24 protein-coding genes are annotated in these 19,669 nt (G+C 63.5%); 11 read left to right on the top strand and 13 right to left on the bottom strand.

Going from position 1 to position 19,669, the window contains the following annotated elements:
- Nucleotides 1-5 precede the first annotated feature (5 nt).
- The 3 genes from HG250_RS00340 to HG250_RS00330 all read left to right on the top strand — a co-directional run bounded on the left by HG250_RS00340 (nucleotide 6) and on the right by HG250_RS00330 (nucleotide 3,291).
- The gene (locus HG250_RS00340) at nucleotides 6-557 is read left to right on the top strand and encodes a DUF2497 domain-containing protein (RefSeq protein ID WP_170001697.1); all 552 of its coding nucleotides are present in this window, start codon (nucleotides 6-8) and stop codon (nucleotides 555-557) included.
- A 74-nt stretch (nucleotides 558-631) separates the two neighbouring features.
- Nucleotides 632-2,833, top strand: a complete 2,202-nt coding sequence (locus tag HG250_RS00335; protein WP_170001695.1) for a S9 family peptidase — start codon at nucleotides 632-634, stop codon at nucleotides 2,831-2,833.
- Between the two features lie 23 nt (nucleotides 2,834-2,856).
- The gene (locus HG250_RS00330; protein WP_170001774.1) at nucleotides 2,857-3,291 is read left to right on the top strand and encodes a (2Fe-2S) ferredoxin domain-containing protein; all 435 of its coding nucleotides are present in this window, start codon (nucleotides 2,857-2,859) and stop codon (nucleotides 3,289-3,291) included.
- Between the two features lie 3 nt (nucleotides 3,292-3,294).
- Here the strand turns inward: HG250_RS00330 and HG250_RS00325 are convergent, their stop codons facing one another.
- On the bottom strand, nucleotides 3,295-3,603 hold the full coding sequence (locus HG250_RS00325; RefSeq protein ID WP_170001693.1) for a hypothetical protein: 309 nt from the start codon (nucleotides 3,601-3,603) through the stop codon (nucleotides 3,295-3,297).
- Nucleotides 3,604-3,735: 132 nt separating this feature from the next.
- Here HG250_RS00325 and HG250_RS00320 point away from each other — a divergent pair, with 132 nt between their 5' ends.
- The 3 genes from HG250_RS00320 to xth all read left to right on the top strand — a co-directional run bounded on the left by HG250_RS00320 (nucleotide 3,736) and on the right by xth (nucleotide 5,410).
- A complete protein-coding gene (locus tag HG250_RS00320) occupies nucleotides 3,736-4,167 on the top strand; it encodes a CBS domain-containing protein (RefSeq protein WP_170001691.1) in 432 nt (143 codons plus the stop codon).
- Nucleotides 4,168-4,222: 55 nt separating this feature from the next.
- The gene (gene erpA, locus HG250_RS00315) at nucleotides 4,223-4,552 is read left to right on the top strand and encodes an iron-sulfur cluster insertion protein ErpA (protein ID WP_170001689.1); all 330 of its coding nucleotides are present in this window, start codon (nucleotides 4,223-4,225) and stop codon (nucleotides 4,550-4,552) included.
- Nucleotides 4,553-4,630: 78 nt separating this feature from the next.
- Nucleotides 4,631-5,410, top strand: coding sequence for an exodeoxyribonuclease III (xth, locus tag HG250_RS00310; protein WP_170001687.1), 780 nt, complete (start codon nucleotides 4,631-4,633; stop codon nucleotides 5,408-5,410).
- A gap of 29 nt (nucleotides 5,411-5,439) precedes the next feature.
- Here the strand turns inward: xth and HG250_RS00305 are convergent, their stop codons facing one another.
- The 10 genes from HG250_RS00305 to HG250_RS00260 all read right to left on the bottom strand — a co-directional run bounded on the left by HG250_RS00305 (nucleotide 5,440) and on the right by HG250_RS00260 (nucleotide 12,126).
- Nucleotides 5,440-6,144 (bottom strand): cell wall hydrolase, encoded by a 705-nt coding sequence (locus HG250_RS00305; protein ID WP_170001685.1) that lies wholly within the window; start codon nucleotides 6,142-6,144, stop codon nucleotides 5,440-5,442.
- 193 nt (nucleotides 6,145-6,337) lie between these two features.
- Complete coding sequence (locus HG250_RS00300; protein WP_170001683.1) at nucleotides 6,338-6,685, bottom strand: DUF1491 family protein; 348 nt, start codon at nucleotides 6,683-6,685, stop codon at nucleotides 6,338-6,340.
- Complete coding sequence (locus HG250_RS00295; RefSeq protein ID WP_170001681.1) at nucleotides 6,686-7,147, bottom strand: PaaI family thioesterase; 462 nt, start codon at nucleotides 7,145-7,147, stop codon at nucleotides 6,686-6,688. It abuts the gene before it with no gap.
- On the bottom strand, nucleotides 7,137-7,598 hold the full coding sequence (locus HG250_RS00290; RefSeq protein ID WP_170001679.1) for a PTS sugar transporter subunit IIA: 462 nt from the start codon (nucleotides 7,596-7,598) through the stop codon (nucleotides 7,137-7,139). The genes HG250_RS00295 and HG250_RS00290 overlap by 11 nt, the downstream gene beginning before the upstream one ends.
- Nucleotides 7,599-7,725: 127 nt before the next feature.
- Nucleotides 7,726-8,325 (bottom strand): ribosome hibernation-promoting factor, HPF/YfiA family, encoded by a 600-nt coding sequence (gene hpf, locus HG250_RS00285; protein ID WP_170001677.1) that lies wholly within the window; start codon nucleotides 8,323-8,325, stop codon nucleotides 7,726-7,728.
- 50 nt (nucleotides 8,326-8,375) lie between these two features.
- Nucleotides 8,376-9,095 carry a DNA polymerase III subunit epsilon gene (gene dnaQ / locus HG250_RS00280; protein ID WP_170001675.1) on the bottom strand — a complete coding sequence of 240 codons (720 nt, stop codon included), beginning with the start codon at nucleotides 9,093-9,095 and terminating at the stop codon, nucleotides 8,376-8,378.
- Between the two features lie 83 nt (nucleotides 9,096-9,178).
- The gene (gene coaE / locus HG250_RS00275) at nucleotides 9,179-9,775 is read right to left on the bottom strand and encodes a dephospho-CoA kinase (RefSeq protein ID WP_170001673.1); all 597 of its coding nucleotides are present in this window, start codon (nucleotides 9,773-9,775) and stop codon (nucleotides 9,179-9,181) included.
- Nucleotides 9,772-10,629, bottom strand: a complete 858-nt coding sequence (locus HG250_RS00270) for a shikimate dehydrogenase family protein (RefSeq protein WP_170001671.1) — start codon at nucleotides 10,627-10,629, stop codon at nucleotides 9,772-9,774. Before HG250_RS00270 ends, coaE begins: the two co-directional genes overlap by 4 nt.
- Nucleotides 10,626-11,210, bottom strand: coding sequence for a Maf family protein (locus HG250_RS00265; RefSeq protein WP_170001669.1), 585 nt, complete (start codon nucleotides 11,208-11,210; stop codon nucleotides 10,626-10,628). Before HG250_RS00265 ends, HG250_RS00270 begins: the two co-directional genes overlap by 4 nt.
- 19 nt (nucleotides 11,211-11,229) lie before the next feature.
- Entirely contained in the window at nucleotides 11,230-12,126 is an 897-nt protein-coding gene (locus tag HG250_RS00260; protein ID WP_170001667.1) for a pyruvate, water dikinase regulatory protein, read from the bottom strand.
- A 383-nt stretch (nucleotides 12,127-12,509) separates the two neighbouring features.
- Here HG250_RS00260 and hemE point away from each other — a divergent pair, with 383 nt between their 5' ends.
- From hemE to rho, 3 genes are all read left to right on the top strand, one after another.
- Nucleotides 12,510-13,535 (top strand): uroporphyrinogen decarboxylase, encoded by a 1,026-nt coding sequence (gene hemE / locus HG250_RS00255; RefSeq protein WP_170001665.1) that lies wholly within the window; start codon nucleotides 12,510-12,512, stop codon nucleotides 13,533-13,535.
- A 75-nt stretch (nucleotides 13,536-13,610) separates the two neighbouring features.
- The gene (locus HG250_RS00250; RefSeq protein ID WP_170001663.1) at nucleotides 13,611-14,054 is read left to right on the top strand and encodes a CopD family protein; all 444 of its coding nucleotides are present in this window, start codon (nucleotides 13,611-13,613) and stop codon (nucleotides 14,052-14,054) included.
- A gap of 165 nt (nucleotides 14,055-14,219) precedes the next feature.
- A complete protein-coding gene (gene rho / locus HG250_RS00245) occupies nucleotides 14,220-15,485 on the top strand; it encodes a transcription termination factor Rho (RefSeq protein WP_170001661.1) in 1,266 nt (421 codons plus the stop codon).
- 179 nt (nucleotides 15,486-15,664) lie between these two features.
- Here rho and HG250_RS00240 read toward each other — a convergent pair whose 3' ends face one another.
- Together HG250_RS00240 and HG250_RS00235 are read right to left on the bottom strand one after the other, a co-directional pair.
- Nucleotides 15,665-17,281, bottom strand: a complete 1,617-nt coding sequence (locus HG250_RS00240; protein WP_170001659.1) for an FMN-binding glutamate synthase family protein — start codon at nucleotides 17,279-17,281, stop codon at nucleotides 15,665-15,667.
- 5 nt (nucleotides 17,282-17,286) lie between these two features.
- Nucleotides 17,287-17,982 carry a dienelactone hydrolase family protein gene (locus HG250_RS00235; RefSeq protein ID WP_170001657.1) on the bottom strand — a complete coding sequence of 232 codons (696 nt, stop codon included), beginning with the start codon at nucleotides 17,980-17,982 and terminating at the stop codon, nucleotides 17,287-17,289.
- Nucleotides 17,983-18,090: 108 nt separating this feature from the next.
- Here HG250_RS00235 and HG250_RS00230 point away from each other — a divergent pair, with 108 nt between their 5' ends.
- A complete protein-coding gene (locus HG250_RS00230; protein WP_170001655.1) occupies nucleotides 18,091-18,363 on the top strand; it encodes a DUF6489 family protein in 273 nt (90 codons plus the stop codon).
- 13 nt (nucleotides 18,364-18,376) lie between these two features.
- Entirely contained in the window at nucleotides 18,377-19,651 is a 1,275-nt protein-coding gene (gene mnmE / locus HG250_RS00225; protein WP_170001653.1) for a tRNA uridine-5-carboxymethylaminomethyl(34) synthesis GTPase MnmE, read from the top strand.
- The last annotated feature ends 18 nt before the right edge of the window (nucleotides 19,652-19,669 follow it).

Here is a 19,669-nt window from a genome sequence, read left to right as displayed (position 1 = left end):
GGCAAATGCAGCATAATGGCGACGCTTCGGTCGAGGAAATCCTGGAATCGATCAAGAAGGTCATCGCCCGCGACAACCGCGCCGACGCCGCTGAAATCCGCAACCGGCGCGAACGGGCAGGTATTGCGCGCAACACGCCAGAACGCTCCGCTACCCCCGATGTCGAACCAGCCGATGCGGAGGAAGCGGAGGAGATCCTCGATCTGGTCGAGGCCGATCTCGTCGATGAGGATGCGGAAGCCTTCGGTCCGTCAGCCGAAGATGATGCCTTTGCCGCAAACCGTGCGGACGACAGCGACTCAGCCAACGATAGCGACGAACCCCTGATCAATGCCGGCGGCAGCGCGTCGATGCGCGACAATTTCGCCGCCCTTGCCATGCTGGCGCAGCCCGGTGCCGCCCCGCAGATCGTGCGGAGCGGCGAAACTTCGCTGGAGGGGCTGACGCGCGAACTGCTCCGGCCGATGCTGGCTCAGTGGCTCGACGACAATCTGCCGCCGATGGTGGAACGGATGGTGCAGGCAGAGATCGCGCGCATCGCCGGCAAACGCTCCTGAGAGCGGCAGCCCAGCAAGAAACCTTCGCGCAAAAAAACTTTGCCGGAGCCGCATCCCGCTCTATTCCCCGGCACATGAAGAAATCGCACGGGCTCGCTCCCATCGTTCTGGCCGCCTGTGCGGTCACCGCTCCCGCCTTCGCGCAGCAGACCGGCCCTGCCTCGCAGCAGGACAGGCCCGCCATGACGGCGCAGGATCTCGTCACCCTGCCGCGCCTCGGCGGCGTCGCCCCATCGCCCGATGGCCGGCTGGCGATCTATGCGGTGACGACGACCGATCCGCAAAGCTTCGAACGAAGCACCGCCTTCAAGGTCAAGTCGCTGGTCGATATCGGCGCTGCTCCGGTCGATCTGGCGCTGCCGAAAGGCGCCTCCTCCCCGGTTTTCGGACAGGACGGCTGGCTGTATTTTCTTGCCCCCGGCAGTTCCGCATCAGGGGCTGGCGGAGACGATGACGAAGCGGTGCAGCAGGTCTGGCGCGGCAGGCTATCTGTCAGCGGCACCCTTTCGGACCTGGCGCTCGTCACCGATGCGGTGGGCGATGTCGGGGGTTTCATCCTCTCGCCCGATGGTTCGCGCATCGCGCTATTGGGCGATTTTGCCCGCGAATGCGCCAGTTTCGCATGCGAGACATCCGGCGCTACCCATCTGCCCGGCCCCGGCAGCGGACGCCTTTACGATTCCAGCGTTGGCTTCGTCCGGCACTGGGACGCGTGGGAAACCCCGGGCGTCCATGGCCGGGTCTTCGCCTATGATCTGGTGAACGGGCGGACAGTTGGCAACGGAATCGCCGCAGACGGACCGGCACCTTCTGCTTCTCGGGCCGCGCCGGGAACGGCGGTCCTGATCGGCGACACGCCGACCAAGCCGTTCGGCGGGACGGAGGAAGTCGCTTTCGCCGCCGATGGATCGAGCCTGTTCTTCGCTGCCCGGCAGGCCGATGCGGTGGAACCGCGCAGCACCAATATCGACATCTATTATTCCGACCTGTCCGGCGGCGCGCCGGTCAATCTTACCGCGCAGAACGAAGCCACCGATACGCTGCCCGCCCCCAGCCCGGACGGTAAATGGCTGGCCTATACCGCCATGGCGCGTCCCGGTTACGAAGCGGACCGCCTGGTGGTCCATCTTCGCGACCTGCGGACCGGACAGACCCGCGCCTTGACCGATGGCTTCGACCGCAGCTTCGGATCGCTTGCCTGGACGCCCGATTCGCGCTGGATCGTGGCCACGGCGCAAGACACGCTCGACACGCCCGCCTTCCGCATCGACCCGCGCAGCGGCGCGGTCGAAAGGCTGGACCTGATGGCCGGCAACGAAGCGCATATTGGTAATGTCATGCCGCTTCCCGGCGACCGCCTGCTGTTCACCCGCGATTCGGTCGGCGCGCCGGCGGAACTGTTCCTGTCCGAAGGCTGGGGTCAGGCCGAACCGGTCACCGATATCGCCACCAGCATCGTCGGGCAGCAGGCGGCGGTCAGCACGAGGCGGTTCAGTTTCGCCGGAGCCGATGGCGACACGGTCTGGGGCCAGATCCACAAGCCCGAGACAAGCGCCGCGGCGCGCCTGCCGGTGATCCTCTACGTTCACGGCGGGCCGCAGGGGTCGTTCAACGATGGCTGGTCCACCCGCTGGAACCCGCGCGTTCTGGCAAGTCAGGGCTATGCGGTGGTCTCCGTCGATTTCCATGGATCGACCGGGTACGGGCAGGCCTTCACCGACAGCATCAATCGCGACTGGGGCGGCAAGCCTCTCGTCGATCTCCAGCTGGGGCTGGCGGCCGCGCTGGCCACCGACAGCCAGATCGACGGTTCTCGCGCCTGCGCCATGGGTGCTTCCTACGGCGGCTACATGATGAACTGGATACAGGGGCAATGGCCCGAACGCTTCGACTGCCTGGTCCAGCATGACGGCGTCTTCGACTTGCGGGCGATGTATTACGAAACCGAGGAACTGTGGTTCATCGAATGGGAGCATGGCGGCGACGTGGGCCCGCGCGCTTATTACGAAGACCCCGCAATCTACGAAAGATGGAACCCTGCCAATTACGTGCAGAACTGGCAGACACCGATGCTGGTCATCGCGGGCGAGCAGGACTTCCGCATTCCTTATACGCAGGGGCTGGCGGCCTTTACCGCGCTGCAAAGGCGCGGCGTGGAAGGCGAACTGCTCGTCTTTCCCGATGAAAACCACTGGGTGCTGAAACCCGCAAATTCGCTGCAATGGCACAATACGGTGTTTGCCTGGCTCGATCGCTGGCTGAAGCCGGATGAGTGACACGCCCGAGATCGAGTCTGAAAATGCAGGATGGTGACGCGCGTTCCTGCGGCAAGGAGCTTGCCGATGCGCAACGCTGTCTCGCCAAGCTGGGCGGCGGTGCCATACGGCGCCACATCTTCCTCTGCGCGCTGCCGACAAAGCAGAAATGCTGCAGCCGCGAAGAAGGCGAGCGGGCCTGGAAATATTTGAAGAAGCGGATGAAGCAGCTCGGCCTCGTCGGTCCGCTCAGAGCGGGCGAAGGAGGCGTCACGGGAGGGGTCCAGCGAACCAAGGCCGATTGCCTGCAGATCTGCACGGCGGGGCCGATCGCCGTCGTGTGGCCGGACAATGTTTGGTATCATCATTGCGACGAGATAGCGCTGGAGCAGATCATCCAGCAGCATCTTATCGGCGGACAGCCGGTCGAGGAATTCCGCCTTCATCCGCAGGGCGCCACCGGACCGGCGGACGATTGAACCCTATCGGTCCCGGTCTTTCCAGCCGTCGCTGTCGCTGAGCCGATCGTCCACGGTTTCGTCATGGCCGGTACCGCTCGACAGGAAGACCAGCCCCATCAGCGCCGACATCAGCAGCATGGCAAGGCCGATGCCCAGCCCGGCGGCGATGTAGAAATGGACCGAGACGAAACCATTATAGGCATAGAGGATGCCGAGAGAAATGACGACGGTCGCCGCGGTCACCGCCACCATGAAGCGCATCAGGCGCTTGAACCGCGCCCAGGCGAAACCGGCATGCGCTGCATCTTCAAGGGGGCTCTTGCGGGTCACGGGACCGTGATGAACCCCTCCCCCGCCCGATGCAAGTCCCACAGGCTGGCGCACCGGCGCGGCGCGGCACGATTTGGCGTTTGGCGAGAGGCATGGCATTCTGCACCTGCCGATGCTGGAGGAGACCGGGAAATGGACATCAACAGATTGCTCAGGGGCCGCGATCCGGCCGCTATCATCCGCTGCGACGTGAACACGCCGGTGCGCGATGTCGTCGCCTTGCTGGCCGGCAAGCGGATCGGCGCGGTCCCGGTCATGGAACATGGCCGTGTCGCAGGGATCTTTTCCGAACGCGACGTTCTCTACCGCCTCGCCGACGAAGGGGCGCCCTGCCTCGACCGCAGGGTGTGCGAAGTGATGACATCGCCGCCCATCACGGTGGAACCCTCGACCACTACGGATGAAGCCATGGCCCTGATGACCCGCCGCCGCATCCGCCATCTGCCCGTATGCGACAGCGGCCGTATGTGCGGCTTCGTCTCGATCGGCGATCTGGTCAAATCGCGGATGGATGTTGTCGAGGCGGAAGCGCAGGATCTTCGCACCTATATCCAGACGGCCTGACCGGCAGAATGGCTCACCGCTTGAGGACCGCGGCGCCGCATCCTATATCGGCACCATGGCCGATCCCCTGACCCTGTCCCCCGCCGCCGCACAGCGCGTGGCCCTGATCGCCGAGAAACAGGCGAAACCTGCTATCCTGCGCCTGTCGGTCGAAGGCGGCGGCTGTTCGGGATTCCAGTATAAATTCGCGCTGGCCGACGATGCCGATGCCGATGATTCCGTCAGCGAGCGGGACGGTGTGCGGCTGGTGGTCGATCCCGTCAGCCACGATCTGGTGGCCGGAGCGGTGGTGGATTACGTCGAATCGCTGGGCGGCGCGGCGTTCCGGGTGGAAAACCCGATGGCGGCGGCAGGCTGCGGCTGCGGCTCCAGCTTCGGAATCTGATCGGCGGCCCCTCATCCGACCGGCGAATCGGTCGATAGCGCTGGTCAAACCCTGCCCGCTTCCATAGGCATCGCGGGCATGAAGATCGCCAGTTTCAACATCAACGGCGTGAAAGCGCGCCTGCCACGGCTGCTCGAATGGCTGGAGGAAACCCGCCCGACGGTCGCCTGCCTGCAGGAAATCAAGAGTCCGGATGAAAACTTCCCGGCCGAGGAATTCGCAAAGATCGGCTATCACGCCATCTGGTACGGGCAGAAAAGCTTCAACGGCGTGGCGATCCTGGCCGATGGGGTGACCCCTCAGGAAACGCAGCGTGGGCTGCCGGGCGATCCGGAGGATGACCACTCCCGTTATCTGGAGGCCGAGGTGAACGGCGTACGCGTCGCCTGCATCTATCTGCCCAACGGCAACCCGCAGCCGGGGCCGAAATTCACTTACAAGCTGCGCTGGATGGAACGGCTGCAGGCGCGGATGCGCGAATTGTGGGCGATGGAGATCCCATGCGCCGTGGTGGGCGATTACAACGTCGTGCCGCAGGACAAGGACATCTGGTCACCCGCCGCTCTGGCGGATGATGCGCTAATGCAACCCGCCTCTCGCGATGCCTATGCCCGCCTGCTCGCCGATGGGTGGACCGACGCCATCGATACGCTGAACCAGCGCGGCGGTGTCTGGACCTTCTGGGACTATCAGGCCGGCGCCTGGCCGCGCGATCACGGGTTCCGCATCGATCATCTGCTGCTGTCCCCCGAACTGGCGGACCGGCTGGAGGCCGCCGGCGTAGACAAGGCGCATCGCGGGCGCGAAAAGGCCAGCGATCATGCGCCGGTGTGGGTCAGGCTGGCGGACAAGGACTGACTTTCGCACAGCGCATGGGGCTGCCGCATTCAACGATAGAAAATATGCGTATCGATCGTGGCGCGCGCGATCTTGCTGCGGCTCCAGCTCGGCTTCACATATTTCGCGTGGAAATACAGCGAATCGTCGGCCGGGCTGTCCCAGGTGCCTTCATGCGCGATCATGGCGATGGCCTTGGCCTTGTTCCAGGCGCTGGATGACCGTTTGATGCTCGGCATCTTGCCACCCTTCACGAAAGAGAATTGCGACCGCTGGTAGACCACGCCGCAATAGCTGGAGGGAAAGGCCCGGTCTTCCGCACGATTGATGATGACCTGCGCCACGGCAAGCTGGCCGTCGAGCGGTTCGCCGCGTGCTTCGAAATAGACGGCACCGGCGAGGCATTCCATCTCCGGCGACAATTCGCTCTGGCGCGGCATTTCGCTCACCAGTTCATGCAGGGAACCCGCATCGATATTGGCGGAAGTGGCTTCGGGTTCAGCGTCCTGTTCCGTCGCTTCGGAAACGGGCTGGACGATCTCTTCGGAGATGAAGACCGGGGCGGCGACGGGAACGCGTTCTACCGTGAGTTCGGTCTCGGGAAGCTGGAGCTGCACGGTCTTTTCGGCATCTTGCGCGAAGGCACCGGAACCATTGGCAGCGAAAAACGTAAGGGTTAAAGTGGCAGCGGCGGCTGCGACGGTTGCACTGAAAGTCTTTTTGCGAGCAGTCTTGATACGCGAAGTATGGCTCATGTTTTCCGTAACTTACGGCGGTGAGCGGACTGACACAGGCGGGAACCGTTTGCTTGGTGCAAATCTGTAACTGGTTCTTCGGGCCTGCCGGCCACTCCCCGTCTGCGCGCTGACCCGGTGACCCCATTGCCGCCCGTGCCGCCTACGCCGTAGGAAGTGGCGCCGAATTAGTCTCATTGGATACTAAGTCAAGTTAACCGGGCGCGCCTGCGATGAAGCGTTCCGGGTTCGGGACATCCAGTTCAATGATCCAGCAATCGCGGTCCTGCTGCCTTCTGCGGCGCAGATATTCGTCAAATTCCTGTTTATTATCAGTCTCTTGGCATCTTGCGACCCGGTACGGTCGCTGGCCGTCCGGCGATGGCATGCGTTCCCACAAACGGCCGGTTTGCGGCGAATCCATGGTTAAGATCAGGATAGTGCCAGCGTCTCTTTCGCCCTTGGCAATCACCGTTGCGAATCCACCGGCGGCACTGACCGAGCGGATCAGACCGGCGATTTCCAGGTGGGCAGGCAGGCGCGAATCCGTCGAACCGGACATTTATCGCGCATAGCCATCGAGGCCCGACAATGCGATTCGCGACCGCATGAAGGTGCCCGTACCGCGCCCGATCTCATCGCCATCTTCATCGGTGAGCCGCGATTCAGCGACCAGCACCCGTTTGCGCCCGCTGACCCAGCGCCCTTCGGCCACGACCTTTCCCCCGCGCACCGGCTTCGTGAAATGCAGATTGAAACTGGTGGTAAGAAGAAACCTGTCCGTCACCAGCGTGTTGGCCGCATAGAATGCCGCATCGTCCAGCATCTTGAAATAGATGGTGCCATGCGCCGCGCCCGCTGCATGATAGACATTCTCCGAAACGGAAAACACCAGGCGCGACCGCCCCTCGCCCGGAATATGCAGCTCTGACGGAAACAGCGTGTTGACCGGCGCTGCATTATACAGCCGTTCGAGCGCCCGGTAATGCGACGAAGCGCCGTCGGGGATCGGTTCAGGCGGCATCGCGGTCGGTCGCATTGGCGATAAGGGCGTAAAGGGCTTCGGCGTCGGGCGCTTCCACCATGGCGCGATGTGTGGCATCGCTGCGGACTAGGCGAGAGATCGCGGCAAGCGCGTGGAGATGCGCCACGCCCGCATTTTTCGGAGAGAGCAGGCCGATGACGAGATCGACCGGCAACCCGTCCGCCGCCGCGAAATCGACAGGCTGCTCCAGGCGCAGCAGCGCCGCCGTGGGGCGGCTGACCGCATCCGAATGGGCATGGGGAATGGCGACGCCGCGCCCGAAGCCGGTGCTGCCAAGCGCTTCCCTCGCCAGCAGATCGTTCAGGATCTCTGCCTGATCCAGATCGTAGGCCGCCGCAAATTGCCCCGCCAGCCGCTGCAACACGACCGCCTTCTCATCTGCAGCGGCGCTTTCGACCGCTTCGGGCACAAGTCTGAAAATCGCGGTCATCGTCTCGCTTCAGGCACTATCGGGCATGACGCGGATGCGCGCCTTTCGCAGGGCGATCGCATCCGCCGAAATCAACGCGGCGCCGGCTCTATCCCGACGGTTGGCTATTCTACCGCCAGCGCAGCAATCATTGCGGTTCGACCCAGCCGATCGACCCGTCCTCGCGCCGATAGACCATATTGTGCCGGCCGCTACCCGCATTCTTGAACAAGAGCGCGCCGGTGTCCCGCAGATCGAGCATCATGACGGCGTCCGCCACGCTGGTTTCGGGAATGTCGACCCGCGTTTCCGCGACGATCAGCGGGGCATCACCCTCTGCATCATGGCCGCCGTCATCGGCGCCATCCGCATCGTCATGCTGCGATTCGGAGAAAGGAGCGAAAACGGTATAGGCCGCATCTTCCATCTGCATGGCGTGGTCCGCCTGTTCGTGGCGATCCTTCAGCCGCCGCTTGTAACGGCGCAATTGCTTGTCCAGCTTGCCTGCCGCCTGTTCGAACGCCTGATGCGCCTCATGCGCCTCGCCGCGGCTTTTTACCGTCAGTCCCTGCCGCACATGCATGACGATATCGCAGGTAAATGCTCCTTGCGGCCCCTTGCCGAAAGTGGCGTGGGAAGACAGACCGCCACGAAAATATTTGTCGACCATCGCGTTCAGTCGGTCCGAGGCGTGATCCTGCAGCGCAGCGCCGGTTTCCATCTGGTGACCCGAAACGCGAATATCCATAATCTAGGCTCCTTCGGTACGATGCGACCCAGTGTTTTCGGCCTGGCTGTTCAGGCACCCCAGAGGGGTGAGTCCATCTGACTTATAAACGCTTCGTGACGCGCAAGTTCCGCCGCGCTGGCCAGATGCGGGCGCGGTTCGCGGCGAGGGCGGGAAGGGCGGCCGCTCTCACGGTGGAGCGGTGCCGGTGCATTATCGCCGCGAGCGCCTGCGGAGTGCAGCCCGGCCGAGCTCGCAGCCGCGAGTTCCAGCCCGATCTGCCGCCCGCCAGTCAGTTCGACATAGACCTGCGCCAGCAATTCCGCGTCGAGCAATGCGCCATGCTTCACCCGGTGGCTGCGATCGATGCCGTAGCGCGAGCAGAGCGCATCGAGCGAGAGCTTTGCGCCCGGATGGCGTTTTTTCGCGATCGCCACCGTATCGATCATCCGGGTGAGGCAGATCGCCGGCTGGTTGCACAGGCCGAGTTCCGCATTGAGGAAACCGAAATCGAACCCGGCATTATGCGCGACCAGCGGCGAATCGCCGATGAAATCGATCAGTTCCGCCGCCTTGTCACGGAAGAAGGGCTTGTCCGACAGGAACACCGCCGACAGTCCGTGGACCGCCTCGGCCCCGGCAGGCATGTCGCGTTCGGGATTGTAATAGCAATGATAGGTCGCACCGGTCGCAACCCGGTTGACCATTTCGATGCAGCCGATTTCCACCATCCGGTCACCGCTTTTCGGGTCGAGGCCAGTGGTTTCGGTGTCGAATATGATTTGGCGCATATCATCATATAGCACCAAGCCGCGCTGTCTTGGCAAGGGCGGTGAAAGGGGGACGGAAGCGGTCTGCCTCAGGGCCGCAAATCTCAGCAGCAGCCCTTCGATCCGGCAATCAGCCGACGCACCGCTGCTTCCGTTTCAGCGAGGCTGGTGCCGGTGTCGATCACGTGGTCGGCCTTCGCCCTTTTCTCTGCATCGGGCATTTGCAAAGCGAGTATCTGCGCGAATTTCTCCGGTGTCATGCCGTCGCGGGCAAGCACACGGGCGCGCTGTATCTCTGGCGGGGCGGACACCACGATGATGCGGTCGACCTGATCCGCGCCGCCTCTTTCGAACAGCAGCGGAATGTCGAACAGCACCATCGGCGCGGCGGCATGTTCCAGCAGGAAGGCCTGCCGTTCGGCGGCAACGGCGGGATGGATGATGGCTTCCAACCGGGCGAGGGCGGCGGCATTTCCGAACACGCGTTCGCCCAGATATGCCCGGCGAACCCCATCCGCATCCGTGCTGCCGGGGAAGGCAGCCTCGATCTGCGGAATCAGCGCGCCGCCCCGGCCCTGCATGGCGCGCACCGCCGCATCGGCATCGAAGACCGGAACGCCTTCGGCGGCGAACATCGCGGCAACGGTGGATTTGCCCATGCCGATGGACCCGGTGAGGCCGAGGATGCATGGCTTGCTCATGCCGCCAGCATCGCGCACAGATCGCCATCGGTCGTGCGATCGGGCGCCTGCCCGAAGAACAGGGCGAAAGCCGCCGCCGCCTGCCCGATCAGCATCGACAATCCGTCAACTGTTCGAAAGCCGGCCGCCGCGCCTTGCTCAAGGAAGGGCGTGCGCGGCGGGCTGGTGACGATGTCATAGACGATACTGCCCGGCGGTGCGTGCGAGAAGTGAAAGTCGAGCGGCGGCTGACCGATCATGCCGAGCGGGCTGGCATTGACCACCAGGTCGAGAAGCTGGCTGCGATCGTCGAAGGAGAAATCGGTAGCCCCGGCGAAATGCGACAGCGGCACCGCATGGTGATCGCCGCCGGGTGCCAATTCGTCCAGCAGCGCCCGCGCCTTCGCCGGATCGCGTCCGGCAAGCACCAGCGTGAAGTTCCGGTCTGCCAGCGCGGCGACGATGGCGCGCGCAGCGCCTCCCGTGCCCAGGATGCGCGCCATGCGGAAAAGATGGGGCTGGCGCAGATCGGCGGCTAGCGGTTCCAGGAATCCGGCGGCGTCGGTATTGTGGCCGGTGAGGCTGCCGTCCGGTCCGCGAACGATCGTGTTCACCGCCCCGATTTTCCGCGCCAGCGGATCGAGCCGGTCGCAGAGCGGCAGCACTGCCTGCTTCAGGGGCATGGTGACATTGCAGCCGCGCCAATTCACATCTGCGCGGCGGACGGAAAAATATTCCGTCAGTCTCTCCGGCATCATTTCCGTGGCCCCATATCCGGCGTCGATGCCCGCGCGCTCCAGCCAGAAATTGTGGATGGCGGGTGATCGGGACTGGTGGATCGGACTGCCGATCACCTCTGCGAAGGGGCGTCTCATGCGGGCAGAACTCCTTCTGCCCGCAAGGCGGCGAGCACCGGCACCAGCGGCATGCCCAGCACGGTGAACATGTCGCCGCGAATGTCGGCGAACAATTGCACGCCCGGTCCCTCGATGCGGAAAGCACCCGCACAATGCCCGATCGCCGGCCATTCCCCATCGAGATAGCCCGCGATGAAATTTTCCGACAATTGCCGCACCTGCAATTCTGCCAGCGCGCCATGCGTCCAGATTGTCGCTCCATCGCGCAGCAGGGCGGCCGCGCTGTGCAGATGCATCAGCCTGCCCGAAAAGAAGCGCAGATGGTCGGCTGCCTCCGCCCGGCTCGACGGCTTGTCGAACCGCCTGCCGGCGACGCTGACCAGGGAGTCGCTGCCAAGGACCAGCCGCCCCGGTAGGCGCAGCGCGGCGCTGCGGGCTTTTTCCACTGCCAGCACGGTGGCTATCTCGGCAGCACTGGAATTGCCGAGCCGGGCTTCTACCGCACGTTCATCCACATCGGCAGGGACTGCTTCGAAGGCGACACCGGCCGCCCGCAGCATCTCCTGCCGCGACGCGCTTCTAGAGGCGAGTACGAGCATGCTCAGCTTGCCGAAATCGTCATATCGGCTTGGTTCCGGTCTCGCCCTGCCGGTCGTTGCGGCGACGTTCGTTGTAGATCTTGATGATGGCGGCCGCGGTTTCCTCGATCGAGCGGCGGCTGACATCGATCACCGGCCAGCCATTGTCGGCGAACATGCGACGGGCGTAGCGCAGTTCCTCGGTCACGCTGTCATTATCGACATAGGCGGTTTCGGTGCGCTCGTTCAGCGTCAGCAGGCGATTGCGGCGGATCTGCACCAGCCGGTCGGGCGAGGTGGTCAGGCCGACGACCAGCGGCTTGCGCAGGCCGTACAGGGCTCTTGGCGGCGGGCTTTCCGGCACGATCGGAATATTGGCGACCCGGTAGCCGCGATTGGCGAGATAGATGCTCGTCGGGGTCTTCGAAGTGCGCGATACTCCGGCCAGCACCATTTCCGCCTCCTCCCATTCCTCCCAGGCGATGCCGTCATCATGAGCAATGGTGAACTGGATGGCCTCCACCCGCTGGAAATAGGCCTCGTCCATCAGATGCTGGCGTCCGGGGCGGCCATGCGCCTCCTGCCCCAATTGCGCCTCCAGCGCCTCGGTCACCCGGTCGAGCACCGGGACGGCGGGCAGGCCGAGGCGGCGGCAATGCGCTTCAAGCGCCTCGCGCGTTTCGGTATTCACCAGCGTGAACAGCACCAGCCCCCTGTTGGCGGCGAGGTCGCTGACGATCCGGTCGAGATGCTGGCGCGAGCGCACCATGGGCCAGAAATGCCGGATGACATCCGCATCTTCGAACTGGGCGAGAGCGGCGTTGGCGATCATCTCCAGCGTCTCGCCGGTGGAATCGGACAGCAAATGGAGGTGAGTCTTTCCCGCGGCCGTATCCTCCGCGACCGCTTCGCCCGCAACTGGCTGGTTGTCATGCATGGGCAATTCCTGCTGCATACCTCGTGCCTCCCGCTCGGCGCACCGGGCAGCGCATGGGCGCAGGCATCGGGCCCACCCCCCCTGTGGATAATTGTCGGTATAAACCACGGGACAGGGGCGTGGACAAGCGGAAGGGCCGATTTCATGCCCGCTACCGGCGTCTCTGCCGTCTGGTTGTGGACAGGTTCGCTGGCTTGCCCACAGGCTGTGGACAGCGTGGACAGTTCCGGTTTGACTCAAGCGAGGGCAGGATTCGCAGACCGGCAAGCCCCCTGTTCAGCCGGGGAGAATTCGGGCAGAGCCGCTTCGTCCCCGCTTTCCACAGGGCCAACAGACTCCAACAATCCTTTTAAGACTCTTTATTATTTTGGACAGGAACCGAGATGCCCGGTCTTCTTCTCGACACCTTGCGCGGACATCGCGCCGATCGCGTGCCGCTGTGGCTCATGCGGCAGGCGGGCCGCTATCTGCCGGAATACCGCGCTCTGCGCGCCGACAAGGGCGGCTTTCTCGACCTCTGCTACGATGCCGAAGCAGCGGCGGAAGTGACCGTGCAGCCGATCCGGCGCTTCGGTTTCGACGGGGCCATCCTGTTTTCGGACATATTGATCGTGCCTCATGCCATGGGGCAGAAGCTGGAATTTCTCGCCGGGGAAGGACCGCGCCTGTCCCCCACCCTGCTGGAAACCACGCTGGATGCCCTTGAAGCGGTGCCAGAGCGACTCGAGGCGATCTATGCCACCGTGGCCAGGGTCCGCAGCCTGCTCGCACCCGGGACGACGCTGCTGGGTTTTGCCGGAAGCCCCTGGACCGTGGCCACCTACATGATCGCGGGCGAAGGCAGCCGCGACCAGCACGATGCGCGGGCGCTCGCCTATCGCGACCCTGCGCGGATGCAGGCGATCCTGGACGCGGTGGGCGATCTGACGGTGGAATATCTCTCCGGACAGGTGAAAGCGGGCGCGGAAGCGGTGCAATTGTTCGACAGCTGGGCTGGCAGCCTGGCGCCCGATGAATTCCGCCGCTGGGTCGTCGCCCCCAATGCGCGCATCGTCGAGCGCTTGCGCGGCCTGCATCCCGATCTGCCGATCATCGGCTTTCCCAAAGGCGCGGGCGAGAAATTGCCGCTCTATGCCGCGGAAACGGGAGTCGATGCCCTGGGGGTGGACGAGACCATCGACCCGGAATGGGCGGCGCGCCACCTGCCGGCCGCCATGCCGCTGCAGGGCAATCTCGACCCGCTGCTGCTGCTCGCCGGCGGGCGGGCGCTGGAAGAGCGGATCGACACGATCCTGCGCGCTTTTGCCGGGCGTCCGCATGTGTTCAACCTCGGCCACGGGATCGACCGTCGCACGCCCATCGCCCATGTCGAAAGGCTGGTCGACAAGGTGCGCGGCTGGCGAGGGTAGCGCCGCCGTGCAGCCCTTATCTCCAATCCGATGGAATTGCTGGCGCTGCGGCGCCGTCTTGCGTAAACGGCCAGCATGCAGGAAATTCTCGCCATGCTTTATTTCTGGCTGAAGGCCGGTCACCTCATCTTCGTCATCTTTTGGATGGCGGGCCTGTTTATTCTGCCGCGCCAGCTGATCTACATGCATGCAGCGCCCGCCGGGTCGGACGAGGAGGCGCTGTGGGCATCGCGCGGGCGCACCCTGCGCAAGATGATCCTGATCCCCAGCCTGATCGTCGTCTGGGTGCTCGGACTGATCCTGGCCGTGACGATCGGTGCGTTCGAGCAAGGCTGGTTCCATGCCAAGCTGCTGCTGGTAATCCTGCTGACGGCCTATCACGGATGGCTGACGGGCGTGGCGCGGAAGATGGCGGGCGGCGCGCGGCCACTGACCGAGAAGGCCCTGCGCCTGTGGGGCGAGGTGCCGGCCGCTGCCGTGGCGCTGATCGTGGTGCTGGTGATCGTCAAGCCGTTCTGACGGGCAGCAGCCGCTATCTGCAAAGTGGATTGACCGAAGCCTTGCTGCGGCGTAGTTCCGCAGCCGATCCGGATAGGGAGTTCGCGCCTGCGGCGCTGTTCCCGGGTTCGCTTTCCCCAAGCCCCACGACCCGCCGGCCCGCATTCTCCTGTCTGGAAAATATCTATGCATCTCAAGGATTTGAAACAGAAACCGCCCGCCGATCTCGTGCAGATGGCGGAAGACCTCGGCGTCGAGGGCGCTTCCACCATGCGCCGACAGGATCTGATGTTCTGCATCCTGCGCGAACTGGCGGAGGATGAGGAATATGAAGAGGACATCATGGGCATCGGCACCATTGAGGTGATGTCCGATGGTTTTGGCTTCCTCCGCAGCCCGGAAGCGAATTACCTCGCCGGTCCCGACGATATCTATCTGTCGCCGAACCAGGTCCGCAAATGGGGTCTGCGCACCGGCGATACGGTCGAAGGCCAGATCCGCGCGCCCCGCGAGGGCGAACGCTATTTCGCGCTGACCAAGCTGACGAAGGTCAATTACGACGATCCCGACCAGGTGCGTCTGCGGACCAATTTCGACAATCTCACGCCGCTCTATCCGGATGAGAAACTGTCGCTCGACACGCTCGATCCCACGGAAAAGGACAAGAGCGCGCGGGTGATCGATATTATCAGCCCGCAGGGCAAGGGCCAGCGCGCGCTGATCGTCGCGCCGCCGCGCACCGGCAAGACCGTGCTGCTGCAGAACATCGCCAAGGCGATCACCGACAATCATCCCGAAGTGTTCCTGCTGGTGCTGCTGGTCGATGAACGGCCGGAGGAAGTCACCGACATGCAGCGCAGCGTGAAGGGCGAGGTCATCTCCTCCACCTTCGACGAACCCGCGCAGCGCCACGTGCAGGTGGCCGAAATGGTGATCGAGAAGGCCAAGCGTCTGGTCGAGCACAAGAAGGACGTGGTCATCCTGCTCGATTCCATCACCCGCCTGGGCCGTGCCTACAACACGGTGGTCCCTTCCAGCGGCAAGGTGCTGACCGGCGGCGTCGATGCCAATGCCTTGCAGCGCCCCAAGCGCTTCTTCGGCGCGGCCCGCAATATCGAGGAAGGCGGTTCGCTCTCCATCATCGCCACCGCGCTGATCGATACCGGCAGCCGGATGGACGAGGTGATCTTCGAGGAATTCAAGGGCACCGGCAATTCGGAAATCGTGCTCGACCGCAAGGTTGCGGACAAGCGCATCTTCCCGGCGCTGGATGTGGGCAAGTCCGGAACCCGGAAGGAAGAACTGCTGGTCGAGAAGGACAAGCTGTCGAAGATGTGGGTGCTGCGCCGCATCCTCATGCAGATGGGCACCATCGATTCGATGGAATTCCTGCTCGACAAGATGAAGGATTCCAAGACCAACGAGGATTTCTTCGCGACCATGAATCAGTAAAGCCAGGCGCCAGGCGTTAACCGGCAGGGAGGGTTTTCCTGTTATCCAGCGCAAATGACGCGGCTACGCGTCGGCATCGCGGCTGAACTTCGGGCGGTGGTTCCACGCAGCCTGCCGCTTGCCATTCGCCGCAAGATGCCGGATTTCGCCGGCATCGCGTGGCCGCCCGACGGGGCGGTTTAGTTCGCCATGTCGAAGCTGCCGGCCTGCGCCGCCTGCCAGTAGCGGGCATATTGCGTGCCTTCGGGCGCGCTCAGCAGCTCCCCCTCCTGCAGGAAATTGTAGAACCCGTCCATCGGCCCGGATTGCACGGTATTCAGCCTCTCGCTGATGTGATGCGGTTGAATCTGCCAGGGATTATCGAGACCCATCGCCACCACGATTTCGCGCAATCCATGCAGCGTCTGGCGCTGGAAACGCGCCACGCGCGGCCCCTTGTCCGCCACCACCAGCCCGCGCTCACGGGTCGGATCCTGCGTTGCCACCCCGGTGGGGCAGGTATCGTCATGACAGCGCATGGATTGCACGCAGCCGAGCGCGAACATGAAGGCCCGTCCGGCATTGCACCAATCGGCGCCGAGGCCGAACTTCATTGCCATGCCGGCGCCGGAATGCACTTTGCCCGCTGCGGCAACCTTCACCTCCTGCTTCAGACCCGATCCGACCAGCGCATTGCGCATCAGGATCAGACCTTCGCGCAGCGGCATCCCCATCCGATTGGACAGTTCGAGCGGGGCGGCGCCCGTGCCCCCTTCGGCCCCGTCGACGGTGATGAAATCGAGGCGAATGCCGGTCTCCAGCATCGCTTTCATGATCGCGAACACCTCATGCGGTTGTCCGACGCAGAGCTTGATACCCACCGGCTTGCCGCCCGACAGATCGCGCAACCGGGCCGCCCACTCCAGCATTCCGGCCGGCGTGGAAAATGTCGAATGCGCCGGCGGCGACACGCAATCCTCGCCCGGTTTCACGCCGCGGGTCTCGGCTATTTCGCGCGTGACCTTGGCGCCGGGCAGCACTCCGCCATGGCCGGGCTTCGCTCCCTGGCTGAGCTTGATCTCGATCATCTTGACCTGGTCCAGTGACGCGCTTTCGGCGAACTGGTCGGGGTTGAAGCTGCCGTCGGAGTGGCGACACCCGAAATAGCCGGAGCCGATTTCCCAGACCAGATCGCCACCATGCGATAGATGATAGCGTGACAGCCCGCCTTCGCCGCTGTCGTGATAGAAATTGCTCATCGCCGCGCCTTGGTTGAGGGCGAGTATCGCGTTCGCCGAGAGCGAGCCGAAACTCATCGCCGAGATGTTGAGCAGTGCCGCGTCATATGGCCGGGAACACTGGCTGCTGCCGACCCGGCACCGCCACTCCTGCGGTGTTGCCGCATTCGGAACGATCGAATGGGCGAGCCACTCATATTCCTCGGAATAGACGTCGAGCTCCGTCCCGAAAGGATGGGAATCGAGCTGCCCCTTCGCCCGCGCATAGACCAGCGCCCGCTCGTCATGGTTGAAGGGCCGCCCTTCGAGATCGCCCTCGACGATGTAGGAATGCAAATAGGGCCGCAGCGTCTCCATCAGCCAGCGGAAACGCGCCACCAGCGGAAAATTGCGCCGCAGCGTGTGTCGCTTCTGAAAGAAATCGAAGACAGCGATCAGAAGCAAGGGAACGATGATGAGCAGGGTCCAGCGCGCCGGACCCCAGAAACAGGCTGCGACGGCAAGGATCAGCAGGATCGCCGGGGCGGCAAGGCGCGTGGTCAGATTGGCGGAACCGGGAAGCGGTGTAAATTTCTTCATGCCGTTCAGCCGAGATGCTTCGCGAAGAATTCCTCGGTTCGCTGGTCTGCCAGTCTTGCGCCTTCCTCGTCCCGGCGCTTGCCGAATTCGGTGGCGAAGCCGTGATCCAGCCCCGCATAATCGTGCAGGGTTACCTTGGGATGATCGTCGAGGCCGTCATGCATCGCATCTTGTGCGGCAGCGTCCACGAACCCGTCTTCGGTCGGGATATGCAGCATCAGCGGATTGGAAATGGCGTGTTTCTCCCGCAGCAGATTGTCCACGCCGACGGCATAATAGCCGACGGTCGCATCGGAATCGGTGCGCGCGGCCGTCATGAATGCCAGCCTGCCGCCGAGGCAGTAGCCGACCGCGCCGACTTTCGCGCACCCTTGCGCACGGGCATATTTGATCGTCGCCTCGATATCGCGGACGCCCTTGTCCTGATCGAATTTGTTCATCAGCCCCAGCGCGCGCTGGAATTCCGGCTCGACATCCGGGTCGAGTTCGATGCCGGGCTCGAGCCGCCAGAACAGATCCGGCGCGATCGCGAGATAGCCCTGTTCCGCCAGCCGGTCGCATTTGCGGCGGATCCCGGCATTTACGCCGAAGATTTCCTGTATGACGATGATGGCGGCCCGCGGCTTGTCGGCCGGCCGCGCGACATAGGCGCTGAATTCGCCCGAGCCATCTAGTGTCTCGATGCTTACATTGTCAGTCATGCATTACTCCTGTCGGTAATCTTGATAGGCGGGAGGCGTTATCGCTTGCGTAGTGCGATGATGGAACCCAGTTTAAGGGGTGTTATCAGCATTAACGGGAGAGCGGGGATGAAGGTCCATGTCGAGATCGATTGCACACCGGAAGAGGCGCGCGCCTTCATGGGATTGCCGGATGTAAGCCGGGCCAATGATATCTATGTCGATACGATCAGCCGCGCGATGAAAGGCGTGAGCAACCCAGAACAGGTGCAGGAATATGCCCGCCAGCTGGCGCCCATGGGGCAGATGGGCCTGATGATGTTCCAGAAATTCATGGAAAGCAGCGCTGCCGCTGCCGAAGGCGCGCGAGGATCCGCCGACAAGGCGAAGCAGAAAGACTGATCATCCGCGCCGCATGGACACGATTTTTGCACTTTCCAGCGGGCTTCCACCCGCCGGCATCGGGGTCATCCGGATCAGCGGGCCCGCAGCTTCATCGGCGCTTATCGCTCTCGCAGGTCGGGTGCCGGAGGCGAGACGGGCAAGTCACGCCAGCTTCAGGAATGCGGAGGGCCTGCTGCTCGACAGGGGGTTGATGCTGTTTTTCCCCGGCCCGAAGACTGCTACGGGTGAAGATCTGGCCGAAATGCATTGCCATGGGGGGAGGGCAGTAATCTCAGGGGTTCAGGCTGCATTGGCCGCACTGCCGGGCTTGCGCGCGGCAGCACCTGGTGAATTTACACGCCGGGCTTTCGCCAATGGAATTGTCGATCTTGCCGAAGCCGAAGGGCTGGGTGACCTCCTGTCCGCGGAGACGGAACTGCAGCGCCGCGCGGCCATGGCGATGGTCGAGGGGCGACTTTCGCATCGCTGCGAACGGTGGCGCGAAACCATCCTGTCGCTCTCCGCACAGGTCGAAGCCGTTCTCGACTTTTCCGATGAGGACGACGTGTCCGAATTGCCGCCCGAGCTTGGCGATACACGAAAGAAACTCGGCGACGAAATGCGGGAATGGCTGGAGAAGCCTTCGGCCGAACGCCTGAAGGAAGGTGTGAAAGTGGTGCTTGCAGGTCCGCCGAACGCCGGAAAATCGACACTTTTCAACCTGTTGACGGACAGTGATGCGGCAATCATCACGCCAATCGCGGGAACCACGCGCGACGTGCTTGAACGGCCGGTCTCGATTGCCGGCGTTCCGATCGTGTTCATGGATACTGCCGGATTGCACGAGGCATCGCAGGACGAGGTCGAACGCATCGGGATTGCCCGGGCGGAGCAGGCCCTTGCCCGGGCTGACATCGTCCTGTGGCTGGGAACCGAAGGCGAGGGGCCGGAAAACGCCATCGAAGTCGCCTCCTGTTCGGATCTGCCGGGTGGTCCTGCCAAGAGCGCTTCGTGCCATTTTGTGTCGGGCAGGACAGGAGATGGCGTCGACGCGTTGCGGGACGAGATTGCGACCGCCGCAAAGAAGCTGTTGCCCAAAGCTGGTGAAGTGGCGCTGAACAGCCGCCAGCGCGCGCTGATCGGGAACGCCTACCATGCTTTGAAAAATACGGAAGCGGCAACGGACTTGCTTCTGATCGCGGAAGAATTTCGGCAAATGCGTCTTTCGATGGATAGCCTGCTCGGACGGACTTCTACGGAAGATATGCTGGACAGCTTGTTTGGGAGCTTCTGCATCGGCAAATAAGTTTCACGGGAAACAAAA

Source organism: Pseudopontixanthobacter vadosimaris, from assembly GCF_012979275.1.
GTDB lineage: Bacteria > Pseudomonadota > Alphaproteobacteria > Sphingomonadales > Sphingomonadaceae > Pseudopontixanthobacter > Pseudopontixanthobacter vadosimaris.
This window is presented reverse-complemented; position numbering and strand designations above follow the sequence as displayed.